20 protein-coding genes are annotated in these 18,640 nt (G+C 69.5%); 9 read left to right on the plus strand and 11 right to left on the minus strand.

Annotation, left to right across the window (positions count from 1 at the left end; all coding sequences use genetic code 11):
• Positions 1–14 precede the first annotated feature (14 nt).
• The gene (lnt, locus tag ACX1D1_RS09470) at positions 15–1,529 is read right to left on the minus strand and encodes an apolipoprotein N-acyltransferase (protein ID WP_459054371.1); all 1,515 of its coding nucleotides are present in this window, start codon (positions 1,527–1,529) and stop codon (positions 15–17) included.
• Between the two features lie 53 nt (positions 1,530–1,582).
• Between lnt and ACX1D1_RS09475 the strand changes: the two genes are divergently transcribed.
• On the plus strand, positions 1,583–2,473 hold the full coding sequence (locus tag ACX1D1_RS09475) for a 5'-3' exonuclease (RefSeq protein ID WP_459054372.1): 891 nt from the start codon (positions 1,583–1,585) through the stop codon (positions 2,471–2,473).
• Here the strand turns inward: ACX1D1_RS09475 and metW are convergent.
• The 3 genes from metW to ACX1D1_RS09490 are packed head-to-tail and all read right to left on the minus strand — an operon-like array spanning position 2,463 to position 4,947.
• Positions 2,463–3,065: a methionine biosynthesis protein MetW gene (gene metW / locus ACX1D1_RS09480; RefSeq protein ID WP_459054373.1), complete on the minus strand. Its 603-nt coding sequence runs from the start codon at positions 3,063–3,065 to the stop codon at positions 2,463–2,465. The genes ACX1D1_RS09475 and metW overlap by 11 nt on opposite strands.
• Positions 3,062–4,204, minus strand: coding sequence for a homoserine O-acetyltransferase MetX (gene metX / locus ACX1D1_RS09485; protein WP_459054374.1), 1,143 nt, complete (start codon positions 4,202–4,204; stop codon positions 3,062–3,064). Before metX ends, metW begins: the two co-directional genes overlap by 4 nt.
• A gap of 29 nt (positions 4,205–4,233) precedes the next feature.
• The gene (locus tag ACX1D1_RS09490; RefSeq protein ID WP_459054375.1) at positions 4,234–4,947 is read right to left on the minus strand and encodes a VIT1/CCC1 transporter family protein; all 714 of its coding nucleotides are present in this window, start codon (positions 4,945–4,947) and stop codon (positions 4,234–4,236) included.
• An 84-nt stretch (positions 4,948–5,031) separates the two neighbouring features.
• On the opposite strand from ACX1D1_RS09490, the gene ACX1D1_RS09495 reads away from it, so the two are divergent.
• The gene (locus ACX1D1_RS09495; protein WP_459054376.1) at positions 5,032–5,211 is read left to right on the plus strand and encodes a hypothetical protein; all 180 of its coding nucleotides are present in this window, start codon (positions 5,032–5,034) and stop codon (positions 5,209–5,211) included.
• Between the two features lie 1,058 nt (positions 5,212–6,269).
• Here the strand turns inward: ACX1D1_RS09495 and ACX1D1_RS09500 are convergent.
• The 3 genes from ACX1D1_RS09500 to ACX1D1_RS09510 all read right to left on the minus strand — a co-directional run bounded on the left by ACX1D1_RS09500 (position 6,270) and on the right by ACX1D1_RS09510 (position 9,763).
• Positions 6,270–7,550: an O-acetylhomoserine aminocarboxypropyltransferase/cysteine synthase family protein gene (locus tag ACX1D1_RS09500; RefSeq protein WP_459054377.1), complete on the minus strand. Its 1,281-nt coding sequence runs from the start codon at positions 7,548–7,550 to the stop codon at positions 6,270–6,272.
• 80 nt (positions 7,551–7,630) lie between these two features.
• Positions 7,631–8,326 carry an alpha/beta hydrolase gene (locus ACX1D1_RS09505; protein ID WP_459054378.1) on the minus strand — a complete coding sequence of 232 codons (696 nt, stop codon included), beginning with the start codon at positions 8,324–8,326 and terminating at the stop codon, positions 7,631–7,633.
• A 72-nt stretch (positions 8,327–8,398) separates the two neighbouring features.
• A complete protein-coding gene (locus ACX1D1_RS09510) occupies positions 8,399–9,763 on the minus strand; it encodes an L-serine ammonia-lyase (protein WP_459054379.1) in 1,365 nt (454 codons plus the stop codon).
• Between the two features lie 150 nt (positions 9,764–9,913).
• On the opposite strand from ACX1D1_RS09510, the gene sqr reads away from it, so the two are divergent.
• Genes sqr through ACX1D1_RS09525 form a run of 3 tightly spaced genes read left to right on the plus strand, consistent with a single transcriptional unit; the run spans position 9,914 to position 12,370 of the window.
• Entirely contained in the window at positions 9,914–11,401 is a 1,488-nt protein-coding gene (gene sqr, locus ACX1D1_RS09515) for a type III sulfide quinone reductase, selenoprotein subtype (protein ID WP_459054380.1), read from the plus strand.
• 11 nt (positions 11,402–11,412) lie between these two features.
• On the plus strand, positions 11,413–11,730 hold the full coding sequence (locus ACX1D1_RS09520) for a TusE/DsrC/DsvC family sulfur relay protein (RefSeq protein WP_182782786.1): 318 nt from the start codon (positions 11,413–11,415) through the stop codon (positions 11,728–11,730).
• 13 nt (positions 11,731–11,743) lie between these two features.
• Positions 11,744–12,370, plus strand: coding sequence for a DsrE/DsrF/DrsH-like family protein (locus ACX1D1_RS09525; RefSeq protein WP_459054381.1), 627 nt, complete (start codon positions 11,744–11,746; stop codon positions 12,368–12,370).
• Between the two features lie 59 nt (positions 12,371–12,429).
• On the opposite strand, the gene ACX1D1_RS09530 is transcribed toward ACX1D1_RS09525, so the two are convergent.
• The 3 genes from ACX1D1_RS09530 to ACX1D1_RS09540 all read right to left on the minus strand — a co-directional run bounded on the left by ACX1D1_RS09530 (position 12,430) and on the right by ACX1D1_RS09540 (position 13,844).
• Entirely contained in the window at positions 12,430–12,573 is a 144-nt protein-coding gene (locus ACX1D1_RS09530; RefSeq protein ID WP_182782784.1) for a GPGG-motif small membrane protein, read from the minus strand.
• 30 nt (positions 12,574–12,603) lie between these two features.
• Positions 12,604–13,017 (minus strand): CsbD family protein, encoded by a 414-nt coding sequence (locus tag ACX1D1_RS09535; protein ID WP_459054382.1) that lies wholly within the window; start codon positions 13,015–13,017, stop codon positions 12,604–12,606.
• Between the two features lie 113 nt (positions 13,018–13,130).
• Complete coding sequence (locus ACX1D1_RS09540) at positions 13,131–13,844, minus strand: sigma-70 family RNA polymerase sigma factor (RefSeq protein ID WP_459054383.1); 714 nt, start codon at positions 13,842–13,844, stop codon at positions 13,131–13,133.
• A 143-nt stretch (positions 13,845–13,987) separates the two neighbouring features.
• Between ACX1D1_RS09540 and ACX1D1_RS09545 the strand changes: the two genes are divergently transcribed.
• Positions 13,988–14,890: a TIGR01777 family oxidoreductase gene (locus tag ACX1D1_RS09545; RefSeq protein ID WP_459054384.1), complete on the plus strand. Its 903-nt coding sequence runs from the start codon at positions 13,988–13,990 to the stop codon at positions 14,888–14,890.
• A 31-nt stretch (positions 14,891–14,921) separates the two neighbouring features.
• Here the strand turns inward: ACX1D1_RS09545 and ACX1D1_RS09550 are convergent, their stop codons facing one another.
• Positions 14,922–16,397 (minus strand): CYTH and CHAD domain-containing protein, encoded by a 1,476-nt coding sequence (locus ACX1D1_RS09550; protein ID WP_459054385.1) that lies wholly within the window; start codon positions 16,395–16,397, stop codon positions 14,922–14,924.
• Between the two features lie 63 nt (positions 16,398–16,460).
• Between ACX1D1_RS09550 and ACX1D1_RS09555 the strand changes: the two genes are divergently transcribed.
• The 3 genes from ACX1D1_RS09555 to ACX1D1_RS09565 are packed head-to-tail and all read left to right on the plus strand — an operon-like array spanning position 16,461 to position 18,630.
• Positions 16,461–17,270, plus strand: coding sequence for an ABC transporter ATP-binding protein (locus ACX1D1_RS09555; RefSeq protein WP_459054386.1), 810 nt, complete (start codon positions 16,461–16,463; stop codon positions 17,268–17,270).
• On the plus strand, positions 17,267–17,938 hold the full coding sequence (locus ACX1D1_RS09560; protein WP_459054388.1) for an ABC transporter permease: 672 nt from the start codon (positions 17,267–17,269) through the stop codon (positions 17,936–17,938). Before ACX1D1_RS09555 ends, ACX1D1_RS09560 begins: the two co-directional genes overlap by 4 nt.
• The gene (locus ACX1D1_RS09565) at positions 17,935–18,630 is read left to right on the plus strand and encodes an ABC transporter permease (RefSeq protein WP_459054389.1); all 696 of its coding nucleotides are present in this window, start codon (positions 17,935–17,937) and stop codon (positions 18,628–18,630) included. The genes ACX1D1_RS09560 and ACX1D1_RS09565 overlap by 4 nt, the downstream gene beginning before the upstream one ends.
• Positions 18,631–18,640 lie beyond the last annotated feature (10 nt).

Consider the following 18,640-nt stretch of genomic DNA (forward strand, 5'->3'; position numbering starts at 1 on the left):
GTGTCTTTGCCATGCTACCGGGCCCCACCTCGGCGCGGCCCCAGGGCGGCGACGATGCCACCGGCGGTTGCTGCCACGGCAACCCACGCCAGCCAGGGGCTGAGCAGCACCGAGAGGTTGACGTTGGTGCGCAGCGGGAGGGAGGTGAGCACGCTGTCCGCCTGGTATTCGGCGGTGACCTCCTGCACGCGCCCACGGGTGTCGACGACCGCGGAGAGCGAGTTGAGTGTGGAGACCGCCACCTCACGGCCCAGTTCCATCGCCCGGACGCGGTTGATGACCAGCTGCTGGTGCGGCTCGAACGTGCCGGCGTAGGTGTTGGTGTTGGACTGCGACACGACCACCTGCGCCCCGTGCCGGACCAGGTCGTAGGAGGTGTCGTCGTAGGCCAGCTCGAAACAGATGATGGTGCCTACCACGAGGTCCGGGAACCGTTCCGTGGGGGCCGACACCACTCCGGGCCCCTCCCCCGGGATCGATTGCCGGCCGATCTGCTCAAGGATCGGGAGCCGGGGCAGCAGGACGTCGCGGAAGGGGATCCATTCGCCGAAGGGAACCAGGTCTCGTTTGTGGTAGACGGCACCCGGACCGGTGTCGGGATGCCACCAGATGCTGGAGGTCTGACGCGAGTCCGGTACCGGCCCGTCGGTGACGGCCCCCACGAAGACGGGCGCCCCAGCCAGCCGCACGGAGAGCTCGACGAGGCCTCGCGTGGCGGCGTCGGCCTCCGGATCCACATCGGTGGCGTTCTCGGGCCACAACACGAAGTCAACCTCGTGGCCGCCCGCGCGGGCCTCGGAAAGCGCGAAGATGGTCTCGCTGAGTGCATTGTTGGTGACGGAGCGGGCGTAGGTGCCAGTGCCCTTCTCGGCCCGGTTGACGGCCGGCTGAACCATGGCCACCGCGACCTCGTCGACCGGCTCGGACTGCGGTACCAGGTGCGCGAGTCCCCCCAGCGTGAACACACCGGCGACCCCCGCCATCGCCACCCTACGCCGGCTGGGCGACGAAACGGCCAGCAGCAGCGCTTGCGCCACCAACGCCACCAGGTAGCCGACCCCGGTGACGCCCACCCAGGCGAGCAGACCCGACATGGGTTGGTCCACCGTCGTGTAGCCGAGCCGCGCCCAGGAGAATCCGCCGAACGGCACCTTGCCGGAGACGAACTCCACCGCCACCCACGCGGCGGGTACCAGGAGCGGCCATGCGCGGAGCTTGAGCAGCCACGACACAGCGAGCGCGAGCACCCCCCACCACAGCGACAGGAACGCCACCAGCGCCACGCCCACCCATACCCCCAGGACGGAGACCCAGGACACGGTCAGCGTGTTCATCGCAAGGCCGGCGAGGTAGCCGAGGCCGAAGGCGGAGCGGGGCCGACGATCCACCATCAGCCAGGTGAACAGAGCCACGCCCACCAGGGTCGCCGGCCAGATCCCCATCGGCGCCTGTCCGGCGCCGGTGAGCAGCCCGGACCCGACGGCCAGCGCCGCGGACACCAGGAACGGCAGCGGCGGGCGGGTGATCACGAGGCCCAAGAGTACCCGGCCCGGGTCTGAGGACACTGTGTCAGGATGGCGGGATGAGCACGTTGATGGCCTTCGACACGTCCTACCTGTACTTCCGGGCGTTCTTCGGGGTGCCCTCCACCTTCCGGGCCCTCGACGGGAGGCCGGTCAACGCGGTGCGGGGCACGCTGGACTTCATCGCGCGTCTCGCCAACCAATACGCCCCTGACAGCCTTGTGTGCGCCTGGGACGACGACTGGCGACCCGACTGGCGGGTGGACCTGCTCCCGAGCTACAAGGCACACCGGGTCGTCCAGTTGGCCGACGGCGAGGCGGAGCTCGTTGACGACGACCTGAGCCGGCAGGTGCCGCTGATCCGCGACTGCCTCGAGTCGTTGGGCATCCCCGTCGTGGGCGTGGCGCAGCACGAGGCCGACGATGTGCTGGCCTCGTTGGCCCGTCAGCATGCGGGCACGAGTCTGGTGGTGACCGGGGACCGCGACCTCTTCCAACTCGTCGACGACCACACGAGCGTTGTCTATGTGGCGCGCGGGGTGGCCAGTCACGAGCTGGTCACGCCGGAGTGGATGGCGGCGAAGTACGCCCTGGCTCCGGAGAGGTATGTGGACTTCGCCGTCCTGCGCGGTGACCCCTCCGACGGGCTCCCTGGGGTCAAGGGCATCGGCGAGAAGAGTGCCACTACGCTCGTGGCCGCTTACCCCTCCCTGGAGGCGATGGTCGCGGCCGCCGTCGACCCGGGCTCAGGCATGTCGCCGTCGGTGCGCTCCAAGCTGTTGGCAGACGTCGACTACCTGGCGAGGGCACGCGAGGTGGTGACGTGCGTCGACACGCTCCCGCTGCCGGACCTCACCCGCTCCCCCGTGGACGATCAGCGGTGGGAGGCGCTGGCCGAGGGCCTGGCGCTCGGCGGCGCCGCGACCCGGATCCGGGCGCTCATCGCTTAGCGTGCAGCACGTAGAGCGACGAGCTGGCCAGCAGGTTGGCCGCCACATTGCCCAGCCGTCGTGCCCTCCCCGAGGCATCCAACGAGATGCGTGAATCGATCACCATGTCCAGCCCGGCGAAGAGTGGTTCCAGGTCCGGCAGCGACGAGTGATGCAGGTTCGGGGTGTCGTACCACTCGAACGGCAGGTCACGCGACATCGGCATGCGCCCCGAAAGCAGCCGCAGCCGGTTGCGCCAGTGGGCGAAGTTGGGCATGGAGACCACTGAATGGACGGCGATCCGGCCGATCTCCTGCAGGACCTCGCGCGGCTTGCGCACGGTCTGCAGCGTGCGCGAGAGGACCACGAAGTCGTAGCTGTCGTCGCCGAACTCCCCCAGTTGCGTGTCGAGGTTGAGCTGGATGACGTCGACGCCGCTGCGCATCGCCGCCACCAGGTTGCCCGGGTCCATGTCGACGCCGGTGCCGGAGCATCCCTTGAGAGTCAGCAGGCGCAGCAACTCGCCGTCCCCGCAGCCGAGATCCAGGACGCGGGAGCCCTCGGGGATCAGCTTCGTGATCAGCCACAGGTCCGGCCGCAGGGTGTTGCTCATCCCAGCTCCTCCGCGGCGCGCTCCAGGTAGGCCCGGACTGTGGCGTGATAGTCGGGCACGTCGAGCAGGAACGAGTCGTGGCCCCACCGGGAGGCGATCTCGCGGAACGAGGTGGGCAGCTTGGCGCCCTCCAGGTGCCTGACGATCCGACGGGAGTGCTCGGTGGAGAATCGCCAGTCCGTGTCGAAGCTCACGATGAGGAAGCGGACCGGATCGTCGATGAGCGCCGCCAGGGCGCCCGGGTCTGCGAAGGGATCGAAGTAGTCCATCACCCGGGTGAGATAGAGGTAGCTGAGGGCGTCGAATCGGGAGAGGAACCGCTCCCCCTGATGCTCGAGGTAGCTCTCGACGGCGAAGTCCACGCCGAAGTTCTTGGCGAGCTGGCCGCGCTGAGCGGTCCGCCCGAACTTCTCCTCGAATCCGGACTCCGACAGGTAGGTGATGTGGGCCATCATCCGCGCCACCGAGAGCCCCTTGCGCGGCGAGGTGCCCGCGGTGAGGAAGCGTCCGTCGAGGAAGTGGGAGTCGCGCATGATCGCCTGCCGCCCGACGGCGGAGAACGCGATGTTCTGGGCGGTGAGGCGCGACGAGGCGGCGAAAATCAGGGCCCGGCCCAGCTCCAACGGATGGGTCATCGCCCACTGCAGCACCTGCATGCCTCCCAGCGAGCCGCCCACGGCGGCGGCGAAGCGTTCGATGCCCAGGTGCCGGGCGAGGCCGCGGTGCACCTCGACGAAGTCCGCCATGTCCAGGAGGGGGAAGTCCAGGCCGTAGGGATCTCCGGTCTCCGGGTTGGTCGACGACGGCCCCGTGGTGCCCTGGCAGCCACCCAGCAGATTGGAGCAGACCACGAACCAGACGTTCGTGTCGATGGGCTTGCCGGGGCCGATCATCGTGTCCCACCAGCCCGGCCGGGTCTCACCCTCGTGATATCCGGCCGCGTGGGCGTCCCCGGTGAGCGCGTGACAGATGTAGACGGCGTTGCTGCGCTCAGCGTTGAGGGTGCCGTATGTCTCGTAGGCCACATCGACGACGCCCAGCGTGGCGCCGCTGCGGAGGATCAGCGGGCGATCCGGGTCGAAGACCCGGATCGACGACGTCTCCACCACGCCGAGGCTGGTTCCGAGGGGGCCGTTCACGCCCCCATTGTTGCGCAACCCGGAGGGGATCAGAGACCGGAGACGCCCATCAGGAGGCCGATCGAGTAGGTGGCGGCCAGGGCGAGCATCCCGCCGGTCACGACTCTGAGCACCGCGCGGCCGGCCGGCGCGCCGCCGAGCTTCGCGCCCACACCGCCCGTGGCGGCGAGGGCCACGAGCACCGCGACCACCGTCACGGGGATGCGCAGCGGGAGGGGGGCCAGGAGGATCGTCAGCAGCGGCAGGATCGCTCCGGCGAGGAACGCCACCGCGGATGCGAGGGCCGCGTGCCAGGGGTTGACGATCTCGTCCTCGGCGAGGTGGAAGCGCTGGGAGAGGTGGGCCTTGACGGCGTGTCCCTCGCCGATCTCCTCCACCACTTTCTCCGCCGTGGCCTTTGTGAGCCCCTGACGCTGATAGGCGGCCACGAGTTCCTCGTCGGCCGCCCGACGATCGGAGGTCAGCAGCGTGCGCAGGGACGCGATCAGCGAGCGCTGCGAATCTGCCGCGCTGGACACGGAGACGTATTCGCCCAACGCCATCGAGATGGCTCCTGCCACCACCGCGGCGACTCCGGCGAGCAGGACGGGCGTGACGGTGTTCGTCGCGGCCGCCACACCCACCACGGTGGCCGAGATGGACACGATGCCGTCGTTGGCTCCGAGGACCCCGGCGCGCAGCCAGTTCAGCCGGCCGGACAGTTCAGCCGACTCGACGGGGTTCGGGGCGACAGTCACACTCATGGCACCATTCGACACCCGTTTCGGCGGCGAGTCCATGCAGGAAAGGCTACCCTGACAAGCACGAGCGCACGTCTAGGAGGACCAATGAGCGACCCGATCACCAGCCCGGACGACGCCGACGTCGTCGACGACAGCGAGCTCTCCCCACGCCAGACCGAGGACCCGGACGGCGGTGAGCACCTGCACTCATCCGACCATTCGATCGCCGAGGAGGACATCGAGGCGGATCGGCGTCACCAGCAGGAGACGCCGACCCAGCCCTAGCGGTCATCTCAGTGGGCTCACCGGTGCAAGGGCAGCCGCCTCAGTGGGTCAGGGATTGCTTGTCAGGTCCAGATACAACCCTTCGAGACGGCCGTCGCCGCTTCGCGGGCGGCCCTCCTCAGGAAGCGATGGGGACGGGCCACGAGGCTTCGCGGGCGGCCCTCCTCAGGGAGCGATGGGGACGGGCCACGAGGCTTCGCGGGCGGCCCTCCTCAGGGAGCGATGGGGACGGGCCACGAGGCTTCGCGGGCGGCCCTCCTCAGGGAGCGATGGGGACGGGCCACGAGGCTTCGCGGGCGGTCCTCCTCAGGCGGCGAACTTGGACGGGTCACGCCGCTAGACAGGCCGCCTTAGCTCGGTCCCTGAGGGTCCCGCGTCGCGAAGCGACCGCAGGACGTCTCGAAGGGTCGAAAACCCGCGGCCAAACGCAAGGGTGAGGGACGGCAGGGCGGCACTGCGCAGCGGTGCCCAACCCAAGGATCACCCAACCGGCATCCCGCCTCAGCAGACCTGACCCCAAAGCCGCCCTGCCGGCCCGCACTCAGGACCTGGCAACGCCACAGGAGGACCGAGTGTGGGGAGACGGGAGACGATGCCCGGGCGGCCTCAACAACCCGACCCCAGATTGACCGGCGGCGATCAGCAAGACCCTGGACAACGGCCGCCCGGGCATCGACTCCCGACTCACCGCACCCGACCACAAGATTCGCGTGAAGGTGGTAGTCACAACCCTTCGAGACAGGCCACGCCGCTTCGCGGGCGGCCCTCCTCAGGGAGCGAAAGAGGGGCACGCCGGTTCGCGGGCGGCCCTCCTCAGGGAGCGAAAGAGGGGCACGCCGCTTCGCGGGCGGCCCTCCTCAGGGAGCGAAGAAAGAGGGGCACGCCGGTTCGCGGGCGGCCCTCCTCAGGGAGCGATGGGGACGGGCCACGCCGCTCCGCGGGCGGCCCTCCTCAGGGAGCGATGGGGACGGGACCCGCCGCTACGCGGACGGCCCTCCTCAGCTCAGGGAGCGGGTAGGGGGAGGGAACGGTACCCGCCCCCACTGCCCGCGGCTCACTCAGATGCGGTCCAACGCCTGGGTGAGATCCTCCAGGATGTCGTCGATGTGTTCGATGCCGACGGACAGCCGCACCATCTCGGCGGGCACGCCCGCGGAGAGAAGCTCCTCGTCGGAGAGCTGCGAGTGGGTGGTCGACGCGTTGTGGATGGCCAGCGACTTCGCGTCGCCGATGTTGGCGAGATGACTGAACAGCTCCAATGCCTCCACCAGTCGGGTGCCGGACTCGCGGCCTCCCTGCACGCCGAACGAGACGAGGCCGCCGAAGCCGCCCTTGAGGACGCGGGTGGCGATCTCGTGGGTGGGGCTGGACTCGAGGCCCGGGTAGTTGACCCAGGACACCTTGGGGTGTGCGGTCAGAAAGTTCGCAACCGCGAGCGCGTTCTCGCTGTGACGCTCCATCCTCAGGTGGAGAGTCTCGATGCCCTGCAGCAGGAGGAACGAGTTCATGGGGGCGATCGCCGCCCCTGTGTTGCGCAGCAGCACGGTCCGCGCCCTGATCACGTACGCGGCGGGGCCGGCCGCGTCGGTCCACACCACTCCGTGATAGGCCGCATCCGGCTGCGTCAGCCCGGGGAAGCGGTCGCTGTGCGCTGCCCAGTCGAAGCGCCCGGAGTCCACCAGCACGCCGCCCAGCGAGGTGCCGTGGCCGCCCAGGTACTTCGTGGCGGAGTGCACTGAGATGTCCACGCCGTGGTCGAACACCCGGGTGAGGTGGGGGGTGGGCACGGTGTTGTCGACGATGAACGGCAGGCCCAGGGCGTGCGCCGCCTCGGACCACGCGTCCAGATCGATGACGTTGAGGGCGGGATTGCCCACCGTCTCGCCGAACACCAGCTTGGTGTGGGCGTCGACGTGCTGGGCCAGGTCCTCCGGCTTGCCCGGATCGACGAAGCGGGCCTCGATGCCGAACTGCTTGAGCGTGTGCGCGAAGAGCGCGTAGGTGCCGCCGTAGAGCGTCGACAGCGCGACGATGTTGTCGCCCGAGTAGGTGAGGTTGAGCACGGCGTAGGTGATCGCGGCGGCGCCGGACGCGGTGGCCAGGGCCCCGACGCCGCCCTCGAGCGCGTTGACACGGGCCTCGAGGACGCTCTGGGTGGGGTTCATCAGGCGGGTGTAGATGTTGCCGGGGCGGGCGAGTGCGAAGAGGTCAGCGGCGTGCTGAGCGTCGTCGAAGACGTAGCTTGTGGTCTGGTAGATCGGCACTGCGCGGGCGTTCGTGGCCGAATCGGCGGTCTCCTGACCGGCGTGGACGGCGAGCGTTTCGGGGCGGTAGGTCATCGGTGACTCCTCGTGGGCCAAGTGTTCTGCCCCCAAAGTAGTGGCCGCGCCAATCTCCTGGGAGGGTGTCCGTTACGCCGTCAGCGCACGGTCGCGGCGCGGAGGATCACCTCGGCCAGGTCTCCGGCTCGGCTGACCTGGGGCCAGTGGCCGGACTCCAGATCCACATAGCCGGCGTGCTGGAGCTTGCGCAGCTCGCTGACGGGGGCGAAGCCCTGTTCGGTCCACGACCGCAGTTCGTCGGCGGAGTACTCGGTGCAGACGTTGACCACGGGGATCCGGTAGCGGCGATCGTCGCTCAGTTCCTGGACGCCCAGGGCGTACTGTCCAGGTGCGGGGGTCATGTAGCCCTCGAGCTCGGCCTTGGCGGACTCGTCGAGGTCTGCGGTGTCAGGCCCGTCGAACGCGGCCCACCCCACGAACGGGAGGACGCCGTCGACCGGCTCGAAACCGTCCAGGATGGGCGATCCGTGTGGGATCGGGAAGCCGCCCACCAGCACCACGCAGCCGACCCTGTCCGGCCGGCGGTCCGCGGCCGCCCAGGCCGCCGCGCACCCGGCGGAGTGGCCGACCAGGATGACGTGGTCCGCGGAGTTGTCGATCTCGGTGACCACAGCCGCCACCAGATCGCCGTAGGTCACCGTGGCCGGGTCCTGTCCGTCGTGGCCCGGCGGGGTCAGGGCCACGACGCGATGGCCCGCCTTCTCGAGGAACGGGACCACCCGGGACCACGACGAGCCGTCCAGCCAGAGGCCGGGAATGAGAATGATGTCCATGGGGCCACCTCCTGCAAGAACGCTAGCCGGGCGGCCGCGGGTCGTGTCGGTTTCTCCGGGATCGGGGGTGCCTCAGCACTCGACGACGTTGACGGCCAGGCCGCCCGTGCTGGTCTCCTTGTATTTGCTGTGCATGTCCAGACCGGTCTGGCGCATCGTCGCGATGACGGCGTCCAAGGAGACGATGTGGCGCCCGTCGCCGTGTAGTGCAAGCCGGGCCGCCGTCACGGCGGTGCTGGCGGCGATGGCGTTGCGCTCGATGCAGGGCACCTGGACCAGCCCGCCGATGGGATCGCAGGTGAGCCCGAGGTGGTGCTCCATCGCGATCTCCGCGGCGTTCTCCACCTGGGGGGCGGTTCCGCCCAGGACGGCGCACAGCCCGGCCGCGGCCATGGCGCACGCGGAACCCACTTCCGCCTGACAGCCCCCTTCCGCCCCGGATATCGAGGCGTTGGCCTTGATCAGGCTTCCGATGGCCGTGGCGGTGAGGAGGAACTGGCGGACCTCGGACGCCCCGGCGGCGGGGTGGGAGTCCAGGAAGTACTGGACCACTGCGGGAATGATCCCCGCCGCGCCGTTGGTGGGGGCGGTCACGACGCGCTCTCCGGAGGCGTTGGCCTCGTTGACCGCCAGCGCGTAGACCTGCAGCCATTCGGCGCCCCGCTGGTGCCCGAGCTCCTCCTTCTCGAGCTGCCGTTGGACCCCAGCCGCGCGGCGCGGGACCCGCAGCGGACCGGGCAGCGTCCCGTGGGCGGTCAGGCCCGCGTCGATGCAGCTCCTCATGGCCGCCCAGACGGAGTCGAGCCCGGCGTCGCTGTCGGGGTCAGGGCGGTGCGCGCGTTCGCATTCGCGGGCCACGTCGGCCACGCCCAGCCCGAACTCGCCGCAGATCCGCATCAGATCCGCGGCCGTCTCGAACGCCACGCCGCCGCCGGCGTCGCTGCCGCCGACGGAGGGCTCGCCCTCCCTGCGGATGAAACCGCCGCCGACCGAGTAGTAGATCTCCTCCAGGACCGGGCCGCCGCCTTGCCCCAGTGCCCTGAGGCTCAGCGCGTTGGCATGCGCCGGCTTGCGGGTCAGCGGCGCGAACCTCACCTCGTCGCGGCGGAAGGGCACCGGGCCGACGCCGGGGATGGCCAGCGGCCCCCCGTCGACGTGGCCGGACCACGCGCGCCGGACAGCGGCCGGGTCGCAGGTCTCCGGCCTCATGCCGAGCAGTCCTGCCACCACCGCGTCGGGTGTGCCGTGCCCGATCCCGGTGGCGCCCAGCGAGCCGTACAGGACCACCTCGAGCCGTGCGACGGAGGCGCCGATCGAAGCGAGGCGGCCCGCGAAGTCCGCGGCAGCGCGCATCGGGCCGACGGTGTGCGAAGACGACGGCCCGATCCCGATCGAGAACATGTCGAGCGCGGAGACGTAACAGCCCCGATCACCCACCAGCGGCTCCCTTCCCCGGTACACCTGTGTGCGGCCAGCCTAACCGCCCGTGGAGTCCTACGTCCGGTCGTAGAAAGTGGGTCCCCCAGCACACCGCATACCCCAACACGTATAGGCTATGTGGACCACCACTTCTTCGGAGGAGCCTCAATGAGGAGACTGGTCATCCTGGGCGGGGGTACCGCCGGCACCATGGTCGCCAACAAGCTGCGCTCTGCCTATCCGCCTGCCGAGCTGCAGATCACCGTCGTCGATCGCGACGACGACCATCATTACCAACCCGGGTACCTGTTCCTGCCCTTCGGGATCTACGACGAGGGCAAGATCGTGCGATCCCGGCACCACTTCATCCCCGATGGGGTGGAGTTGGTGCTGGCGGAGATCGATCGGGTCGACGCTCAGGCCAAGACCGTCCACCTGGCGGACGGCCGCGAGCTGGACTACGACACCCTGGTCATCGCCACCGGAGTGGAGCCGAGACCCGACCTCACCCCGGGCGCGGACGCGGACGACGTCCACCACTTCTACGACCTGCCGCGGTCCCTCGCCCTGGCGGAGGCGTTCAAGGAGTTCCGCGGCGGTCGGCTCGTGGTTCACCTGACGGACATGCCCATCAAGTGCCCTGTCGCCCCGCTCGAGTTCACGTTCCTTGCCGACGCCTACTTCCGTGAGCGGAAGACGCGGAAGAAGGTGGAGATCATCTACGTCACCCCGCTGGACGGCGCCTTCACCAAGCCGATCGCCTCGCGTGAACTGGGCACCATGTTCAAGGATCGCGACATCCGCCTCGAGGCGGACTTCGCCGTCGAGCGGGTGGACACCGAGGCCAAGGAACTGGTCTCGTTCGACGATCGGCACGTCCCCTACGATCTGCTGGTCTCGATCCCGCTGAACTTCGGCGCCGAGTACGTGGCCCGATCCGGGCTGGGCGACGACATGAACCTGGTGCCGTGTGACCAGCAGACCATGCGCTCCCTCGCTCACCCGGACATCTTCGTTCTCGGCGACGGCGGCACACTCCAGACGTCAAAGGCGGGCTCGGTGGCCCACTTCTCCGTGGACGTGTTCATGGAGAACTGGCCCTACTACATCGCCGGCCAGGAGCTGCCCCACCACTTCGACGGGCACGCCAACTGCTTCATCGAGACCGGGCACGGCAAGGGGATGCTGCTGGACTTCAACTACGGCACCCAGCCCTACACGGGCGGGTTCCCACTCCCCGGGGTGGGGCCGATGACGCTCCTGGGCGAGTCCCGTTCCAACCATCTGGCGAAGCTCGCGTTCCGGTTCGTGTACTGGGAGTTCCTGCTGCGCGGGCGCCCGCTCCCCTTCACCACGGACATGCACCTCCTGGGTAAGAACGTGGAGGGCGACGCCTCAGGCACCTCGAACAAGGACCTCTTCCTGAGGGCCCTCGGGAAGCGCGGGCACACCGCTCCTGCCAACAAGGCTCGCAAGTCGACGAAGGCCGTCTCCCGGGCGGCCGCTCCACGCAAGTCGGCGCCGCGCCCGGTGCCGCGCCCCACCGCCCCTGCCAGGGACGCCGCACCGGTGGCCGCGTACGTGCCTGCCAAGGGCGTCGACTCCCCCGCCGACCCCTCGTCGGTGCTGCCCAATCCGATCATCCCCAAGTTCTAAGGAGAATCCACGTGCCCACGACCCGCATCGGCGACAGAGCCATCGACGTCAACGACGAGGGCTTCCTCACCGAGTACAAGCAATGGGACGAGGACCTCGCCCCCATCCTCGCCGGCTACGCCGGCATCGACGAGCTGACGGACGAGCACTGGAAGGTGCTGCATTTCCTGCGGGCCGACTACCCGGCCCGCAAGGAAACCGCGACCCTGCGCCGCGTCGCCAGCGTCGGCGGCTTCGATATGAAGCAGCTGTTCAGGCTGTTCCCCGGCAAACCCGCCAAGAAGATGTCCTACATCGCTGGGCTGCCGAAGCCCAAGGGCTGCGTCTAGGAAGGACTGCCCCATGACCCAAATTTCTGAGACCCCGATCATCCCCGACTTCGGCGGCAGTGCCCGCCCGGCGTCGTCCCCCGCCCCGGCCGACCCGACGGCGAGCCACGCCAAGCCCAAGGTGTCCGACTTCGCGGCACCGTCGTCGGGTGAGGACCGGCCGCGCAAGATCTGCTTCATCGCCTCCAAGGGAAACCTGGACATGGCCTACCCGGCGCTGATCATGGCCAACGCCGCGCTCGGCGAGGGCATCGAGACCCACATCTTCTTCACGTTCTGGGGCTTCGACCTGGTCACCGAGCGCACGATGGACGATCTGAAGTTCACGATGCTCGGCAACACGGCGATGCACCTGCCCATGGCCAAGTCGCTTCCCCTGTGGGCCGGCATGGGAGCCATCCCCGGCATGACCAAGATGTCGACCGCGATGATGAAGAAGCAGCTGAGCGACCTGGAGATCCCCGACGTGCGCGAGATGCTCGACATCATCGTCGCCTCGGGTGGCCACCTGTGGGGCTGCAAGTTGAGCTTCGACATGAACGGCCTCACCCTGGCCGACCTCTACGACGGCGTCGAAGACGTGATCAGCGCCGCTGACTTCATCGAACTGTCAGAGGGCGCTCAGATCATCTTCGTCTAACGCGAGCACGGCGCCTCCCCGCAATTTGCGGGAAGGCGCCGTGGGGGGCTAGGTCAGGCTCAGGTGAAGAAGCTCACGCCGCCCGGACCGACGAGGAGGCCGAGAATGATCAGCACGATGCCCCACACCAGTTGGCTCCGGACGATGGCCAGGATGCCGGCGATGACAAGCACCGCGGCGATGATCCACAAGATGGTTCCCATGTCGTACTCCTTGTTCGTTGAAGGTGGTCGTCAGATCTGATCGCGGGTGTTCCGCAGGTCCGCTGTGGCGGGATCGCCGTGGTGCAGACCCTGGCCCATGTCGTCGCGAAGGTTGTCCCGGAGGGTGCCGTCGTCGCCGGGCGTCGCAGTGGGTGTGTCGGGCAGGACGTCGTGGACGCGGTCCTGGCCCATGTCGTCGCGGAGGTTGTCCCGCAGGGTTCCGTCGTCGCCAGGGCCGTCGGTACGCAGGTCGCCCGGTACGTGATCGGGACGATCCAGACGGGCGTCATCGAGGTCGTGGTGGGCGTGCCCGGCGTCGTCGCTCCGGTGCTGGGCCCTGCCCTCGGCCTCGAGCCGCTCGTTGTCCGTGGCGTCGCCCCACATCTCCTTGGCGCGACCGGCAACCTCGTCTGCGGCCTTGCGCATGCTGTCGTCGATTCCCATGATTTCCCTCCTCAGTTTCTTGAATCGGCTCCACGCGGGTGCGGAGGCCGTCTCACTGTCTTCGTACCCGATACCCGGAGTTTCAAACATCGAAGTTCCCGGCCGGGTGGCCGCTACGCGGCGGCGGGCTCCATCTCGTCGCGGAGTTCCCCGAGGACGCGGGCCAGGATGCGGGAGACCTGCATCTGACTGACCCCGACAAGGCGGCCGATCTCGGCCTGGGGAAGGTCGTCGACGAAGCGGAGATGCAGCACTCGGCGCTCCACGGGGCTGAGTCGGCGCATTGCCGAGTTCAGCGTGATGAGGTCCGGGATGAGGTCGAGGTCGTGGTCGGTGGCAGGAAGCTGTAGCCCGGGCCCGCCATCGTCGGCGCCTGTGGGGGCGTCGAGTGAGATCGGCCGGAATGCCAACGCCAGCGTCTCACGCTCACCAGAAGCCCTGCCGCCGCCTTCGGCTTCGTCAGGACGCAGTTCCTGCAAGCGGCGGGGCGGGCGCACCATCCAGCCGGCGCGGAAATGCCTCTTGATCTCCCCTGTGATGGTGGCCACCGCGAAGGGGACGAAGGCGCCGGCGTCGGGGCGGAAGCGCTGGACCGCACAGATCAGTCCGACGCGGGCCACCTGAATCAGGTCGTCGAGATCGAGTCCGCGGTTGGCGTAGCGCCGAGCCAGTGCCTCGCAGAGGTCCAGGTGCATCACCACCACCTCATCCAGGAGACTCTGACGGGCGGTGGCGGAGGTTTCGGCGCCCAGCTGCCGGAGCAGTTCAAGGGCGCGCTCGTCGCGCTCAATGATTTCTGAGGGCGAGGGGGTGTGGACAGTTGCCATGATTCAACTCACCTTTACGGAAGAGTCGGAGTCGGCACGTGGTTTGAACCGCTCTGTCTGACCTCACCTTGGCACGGCTCGTCGCCATTTGGCAAGCATTTCGGAATGAAAAGTGGCAGTCTCTGCTCATGACAGGTTCGGACATGTTTGCGCAGAAAGTGGTGGTGGCGGGGGCCTCAGGGCTGATCGGGAGGGCCTTGGTCCAGGCCCTCCGGGCAGACGGCGTCCAGGTGACGACGCTGGTGCGGCACGCGCCGCGAAGTTCCGACGAGGCGCAGTGGCTGAGGGGCGAGGAGCGGCTCGATCCCGGCCTGCTCGAGGGTGCCCGCGCCCTCGTGGTGCTCAACGGGGCGAGCATCGGCAGGCTGCCCTGGACGCGGAGCTACCGGCGCACGCTGTGGGAGTCGCGCCTGGGTCCCACGAGGGAAGCGGCCACGGCAGTGAGGGCGGTGGGCCCCGGAGGACCGGCGCTCATCTCCGCCTCGGCAGTGGGCTACTACGGCTCAGTTCCCGGGCGGGTGCTCACCGAGGCGTCTCCTCCTGGCGACACCTTCCTGGCGCGGCTGTGCGTCGCGTGGGAGGCGGAAGCGGCCCTCGCCGGTCCCCACGCCCGGGTGGCCGCCGTGCGGACGGCTCCGCTCGTGCACCCGGAGGCGGTGTTGAAGCCCCTGCTCCTTCTGACCAGGCTGGGGTTGGCTGGGCCCATCGGCCGAGGCACCCAGGTGTGGCCGTGGATCTCCCTCGAGGACGAGGTCCGGGCCATTCGGCACGTGATCGACCACGACCTCGCCGGGCCCGTGAACCTGGTCGGTCCCACGCCCGCCACCGCCAACGACCTGGGGCGGGCGTTGGCGAGGCACCTCAACCGTCCCTTCCTCGTCCCGGTGCCGGAGTTCGCACTCACCACCCTGTTGGGGCGGGACACGGCCGAGTCACTGCTGACCTCGGATGCCGACGTTCGTCCCGAGCGACTCCTGGCCGAAGGGTTCGAGTTCCGGCACCGCACCGTCGAGGAGGCGATCGCGGCCGCCCTCGAGGGGAACTGACCGCTGCCTGTCACCCTTGGCTCCATCCAGCTCAGGAGACCGGCTCCGGCGCCTCCCCCGCGAGCGCGATGTGCAGCGCTGCCCTGGCCTCCGCGAGCGCCAAGTCCGCCCGGCTGTCGGCGAGGTCCATCAGAGTGCCGACGGTGGGCCTGCCCAGGAGGCCCAACTCCTGCCGGGCGATCACGAGGTCCTGCACATCGCCGAAGGCGGAGGTGACCTCCTTCCAGGCGGATGCGCACTCCTCGTCTGCAGCACGGGAACGCGGGAGACCGGCCACCACGTCGTGTGCGTACCGGGCGGCCTTGGCGGCCTTGCGGACGTCGTGCCACAGGCTGACGTCTGCCGGGTGGGCTTGCGCCACCTCGAGGCGGCGTCGGACCCGGTCGTCTGCCCTAGCGGTGAGGCGCCGCAGCTCCGGGGCGGCATCCCTCCTCCCGGACCTCGAGGCCTTCGCCCGCAGCAGGTGACCGATGACGCGCTCGTGCAGCGCGTCCCACCGGGGGGTTGCCATGGCGTTGAGCAGAAGCCCGCGCACGTCGTCGTGGCGCCGAGTCAGGTGCGCACGGATCCGGGTGTGATCCTCCACGCTGAGCTGGACCTCGCCAACCAGATCGTCGATTAGGCTGAGGATGACCTCGGTGTCCCGAGGGCCACCCAGGAGGACCCCGGCCCATCTGAGCTCTCTCACCAGCCCTGGGAGATCCGGTGCTTCGAGGGTCCTGCCGAAGACCGTCAGGACGCTCCGGAGCCGTCTCAGCGCGACCCGTGCCTGGTGGACGGCGTCGTCCTCGTCCGCGGCGAGCGCCGTGTCCAGCGCCTGGAACTGGCCGTAGTGCCGCGTGAGCTCCGCTTGGACGGCGTGTGCGGCGGTGTCGCGGGCGGTGCCCCGGCGGACGCCGGAGGCCAGGGCCAGCTGAGCCTTGGACGCATGCGCCGCGGGCCGTAGGCCTGAACGCAGCAGCAGAGAGGCCACCTCGTCCAAGGTGGATTCAGGTTCACCGGTGGCAAGTTCCACCTCCACTTCGCGCCAGGACTTCGCGCCGTCTGACAGCTCCCCCAGGAGGCCTGATCGGACCCGGTCCACCGCCACCTCCGCCCGAATCCTGCCGCTCTCGCCGAAGAGGTGCGTGATGCGCCTGGTGGTCCGAAGCAGAAGGACCGGCAGGAGCGGATCCTCGCCCACGACGTCGGCCACCGTGGCGCGGAGGGAGGCTGGGACCCTGCACGCGGCTCCAAGAGGGAGGCTGTGCTCGAGCCGGGAACCGTGGGGGCCGGGCGTCTTGAGGTGCCACCCGTCGTCCTCACCGCCCGAGCGCCGCCTGAGGGTGATCCCGGCGCCCGCCAGGGCCCCGCCGGGGGTGTCGAAGTACTCAGCCCTCAACCGAAGCGTGCGCGTCGGCGAAACCGGTCCGAGGAGCCCGAGATCCGGCAGTGCTCCCCCCTCGGGCAGTGAGAACTTGCGCTCCCGCTCGAACGCCGTGCCCGCCTCGTCGCGACCATTCCGCATCAGGCGTCCAGCCTAGTGGCCGGATCGCGCCGGAGTGCCTTGCGTCGCTCATATGCTGGCGGGGTGATCGAGTTTCGCGGCGTCTCCAAGGTCTACCCGGATGGGACGGTCGCGGTCAGGGACTTCTCGCTGACGGTCCCCTCGCATCGCTGCGTCGTGCTCCTCGGCTCCTCTGGCAGCGGCAAGACCACGCTCATGCGCATGGTCAACCGGATGGTGGAGCCCAGCTCGGGCAGTGTCCTGATCGACGACGAGGACGTGCGCAGCGCAGACCCCGTCCGGCTTCGCCGATCCATCGGGTACGTCCTCCAAAGTGGCGGGCTGCTCCCTCACCGCACGGTCGCGGACAACGTGGCCACCGTGCCGATGCTCACCGGCGCCACCCGCCGCGACGCCCGCGCCCGGGCCGTCGGGCTGCTGGAGCGCGTGGGGCTGGACCCGGCGCTGGCCGGGCGCTACCCGTCGCAGCTCTCCGGCGGGCAGCAGCAGCGGGTTGGCGTGGCCAGGGCGCTGGCCTCGGATCCCAACATCATGCTCATGGACGAGCCGTTCGGGGCGGTGGACCCCATCGTGCGGCGGGAGCTGCAGGACGAACTGCTCCGCCTTCAAGCCGAGCTGGGCAAGACCATCGTGTTCGTCACCCACGACGTCGACGAGGCCTTCCGGTTGGGCGACGAGGTGGTCGTGCTGCGGCCGGAGGCCCAGATCGCCCAGCGTGGCACCCCCGTCGAGATCATGCTCTCCCCCGCCGACGACTTCGTCCGGGACTTCATCGGGGCCGACCGCGGGAGCCGCAGCCTCCGGGTGGAAGTGGTGCAGGGCCGCAGTGTCGCGGTGGACGGGGAGGGCCGGGCAGTGGGGATCATCGAGTGACCTGGCTGGTGAACAACTGGACGCAGGTGATCGAGCTGTCGATCGGACACCTGCTGCTCACCGTGCCGGCCGTCCTGATCAGCATCCTCGTAGCGCTTCCCCTCGGGAGGCTGGCCTTCCGCCGCCCCCGCCTCGGGGGACCGCTGCTCGGCGCCGCCAGCCTCCTGTACGCGGTGCCGGCCCTTCCCCTGCTCATCGTCATTCCAGTGATCCTCGGCACCCCGCTCCGCTCGGCGGCCACCATGATCACCGCGCTGAGCGCCTACGGCGTGGCGCTGCTGGTGCGCAGCGTCGCCGACGGTTTCGGCTCGGTCGACGAGCCGGTCCGCGACGCAGCCGTGGCCGTGGGCCACTCCCCGTCGAGCGTCTTCTGGCGGGTGGACCTTCCACTGTCGACGCCGGTCATCCTGGCCGGGGTGCGGGTGATGACCGTGTCGACCGTCGGCCTGGTGACCATCGGGGCCCTGATCGGCGTCCCGAGTCTCGGAACGCTTTTCACCGACGGGTTTCAGCGCGGCATCGTCGCCGAGGTGGGCACCGGCGTCGTGCTCACCGTGCTGCTCGCCCTCCTGCTTGATGGGCTTCTGATCCTGGCCGGCCACGCCCTGACGCCGTGGACCCGTGCCTCGGGCGCCAGACCGCCGGCCGTGGTGGAGGTGCGGCGATGAGTCTCTTCCTTGGGGCCCTGGCATGGTTGGGTGACGCGGCGAACTGGCGCGGCGCAGGAGGGATCCCGGTGAGGGTCGGCGAGCACCTCGCCATCACTGGGGTTGCGGTGGCGTTGGCTGCGCTGGCCGCGGTCCCCGCTGGTGTCGTCGTCGGTCACACGCGGCGCGGGGCGTCCGCCGTGGGCGCCGTCACGGGCGCCGCTCGAGCAATTCCCTCCCTGGGCCTCCTCACACTGTTCGGTCTGTGGTTGGGCATCGGCCTCGAGGCCCCCATCCTCACCCTCGTGGTCCTTGCCGTGCCGTCGCTCCTGGCAGGCGTGTACTCGGGGTTCCACGCCGTCGACCCCTCGGTCCCTGAGGCCGCGTCGGCCATCGGCTTCAGCCCGGCGCAGGTGGTGCTCCGCGTCGAGGCACCACTGGCGCTGCCCGTGATGCTCGGCGGCCTCCGTGCGGCCACCCTCCAGGTGGTGGCCACGGCCACCCTCGCCGCCTACACCTCGAACCACGGCCTGGGGCGGTACCTCTTCGCAGGTCTGAAGACCCGTGACTATGCCCAGATGCTGGGCGGCTCCATCGTGGTGATCGGCCTGGCCCTCATCCTGGAACTGACATTGGCCGCTTGCCAACGCTGGTCCCTCCGCATCGCCGACCCGGCCGGTGCTTCCACCCGTCGATCCACTGCCGCCCACTGATCCCTCAACA

This window comes from Tessaracoccus luoxuelianae, assembly GCF_054483915.1.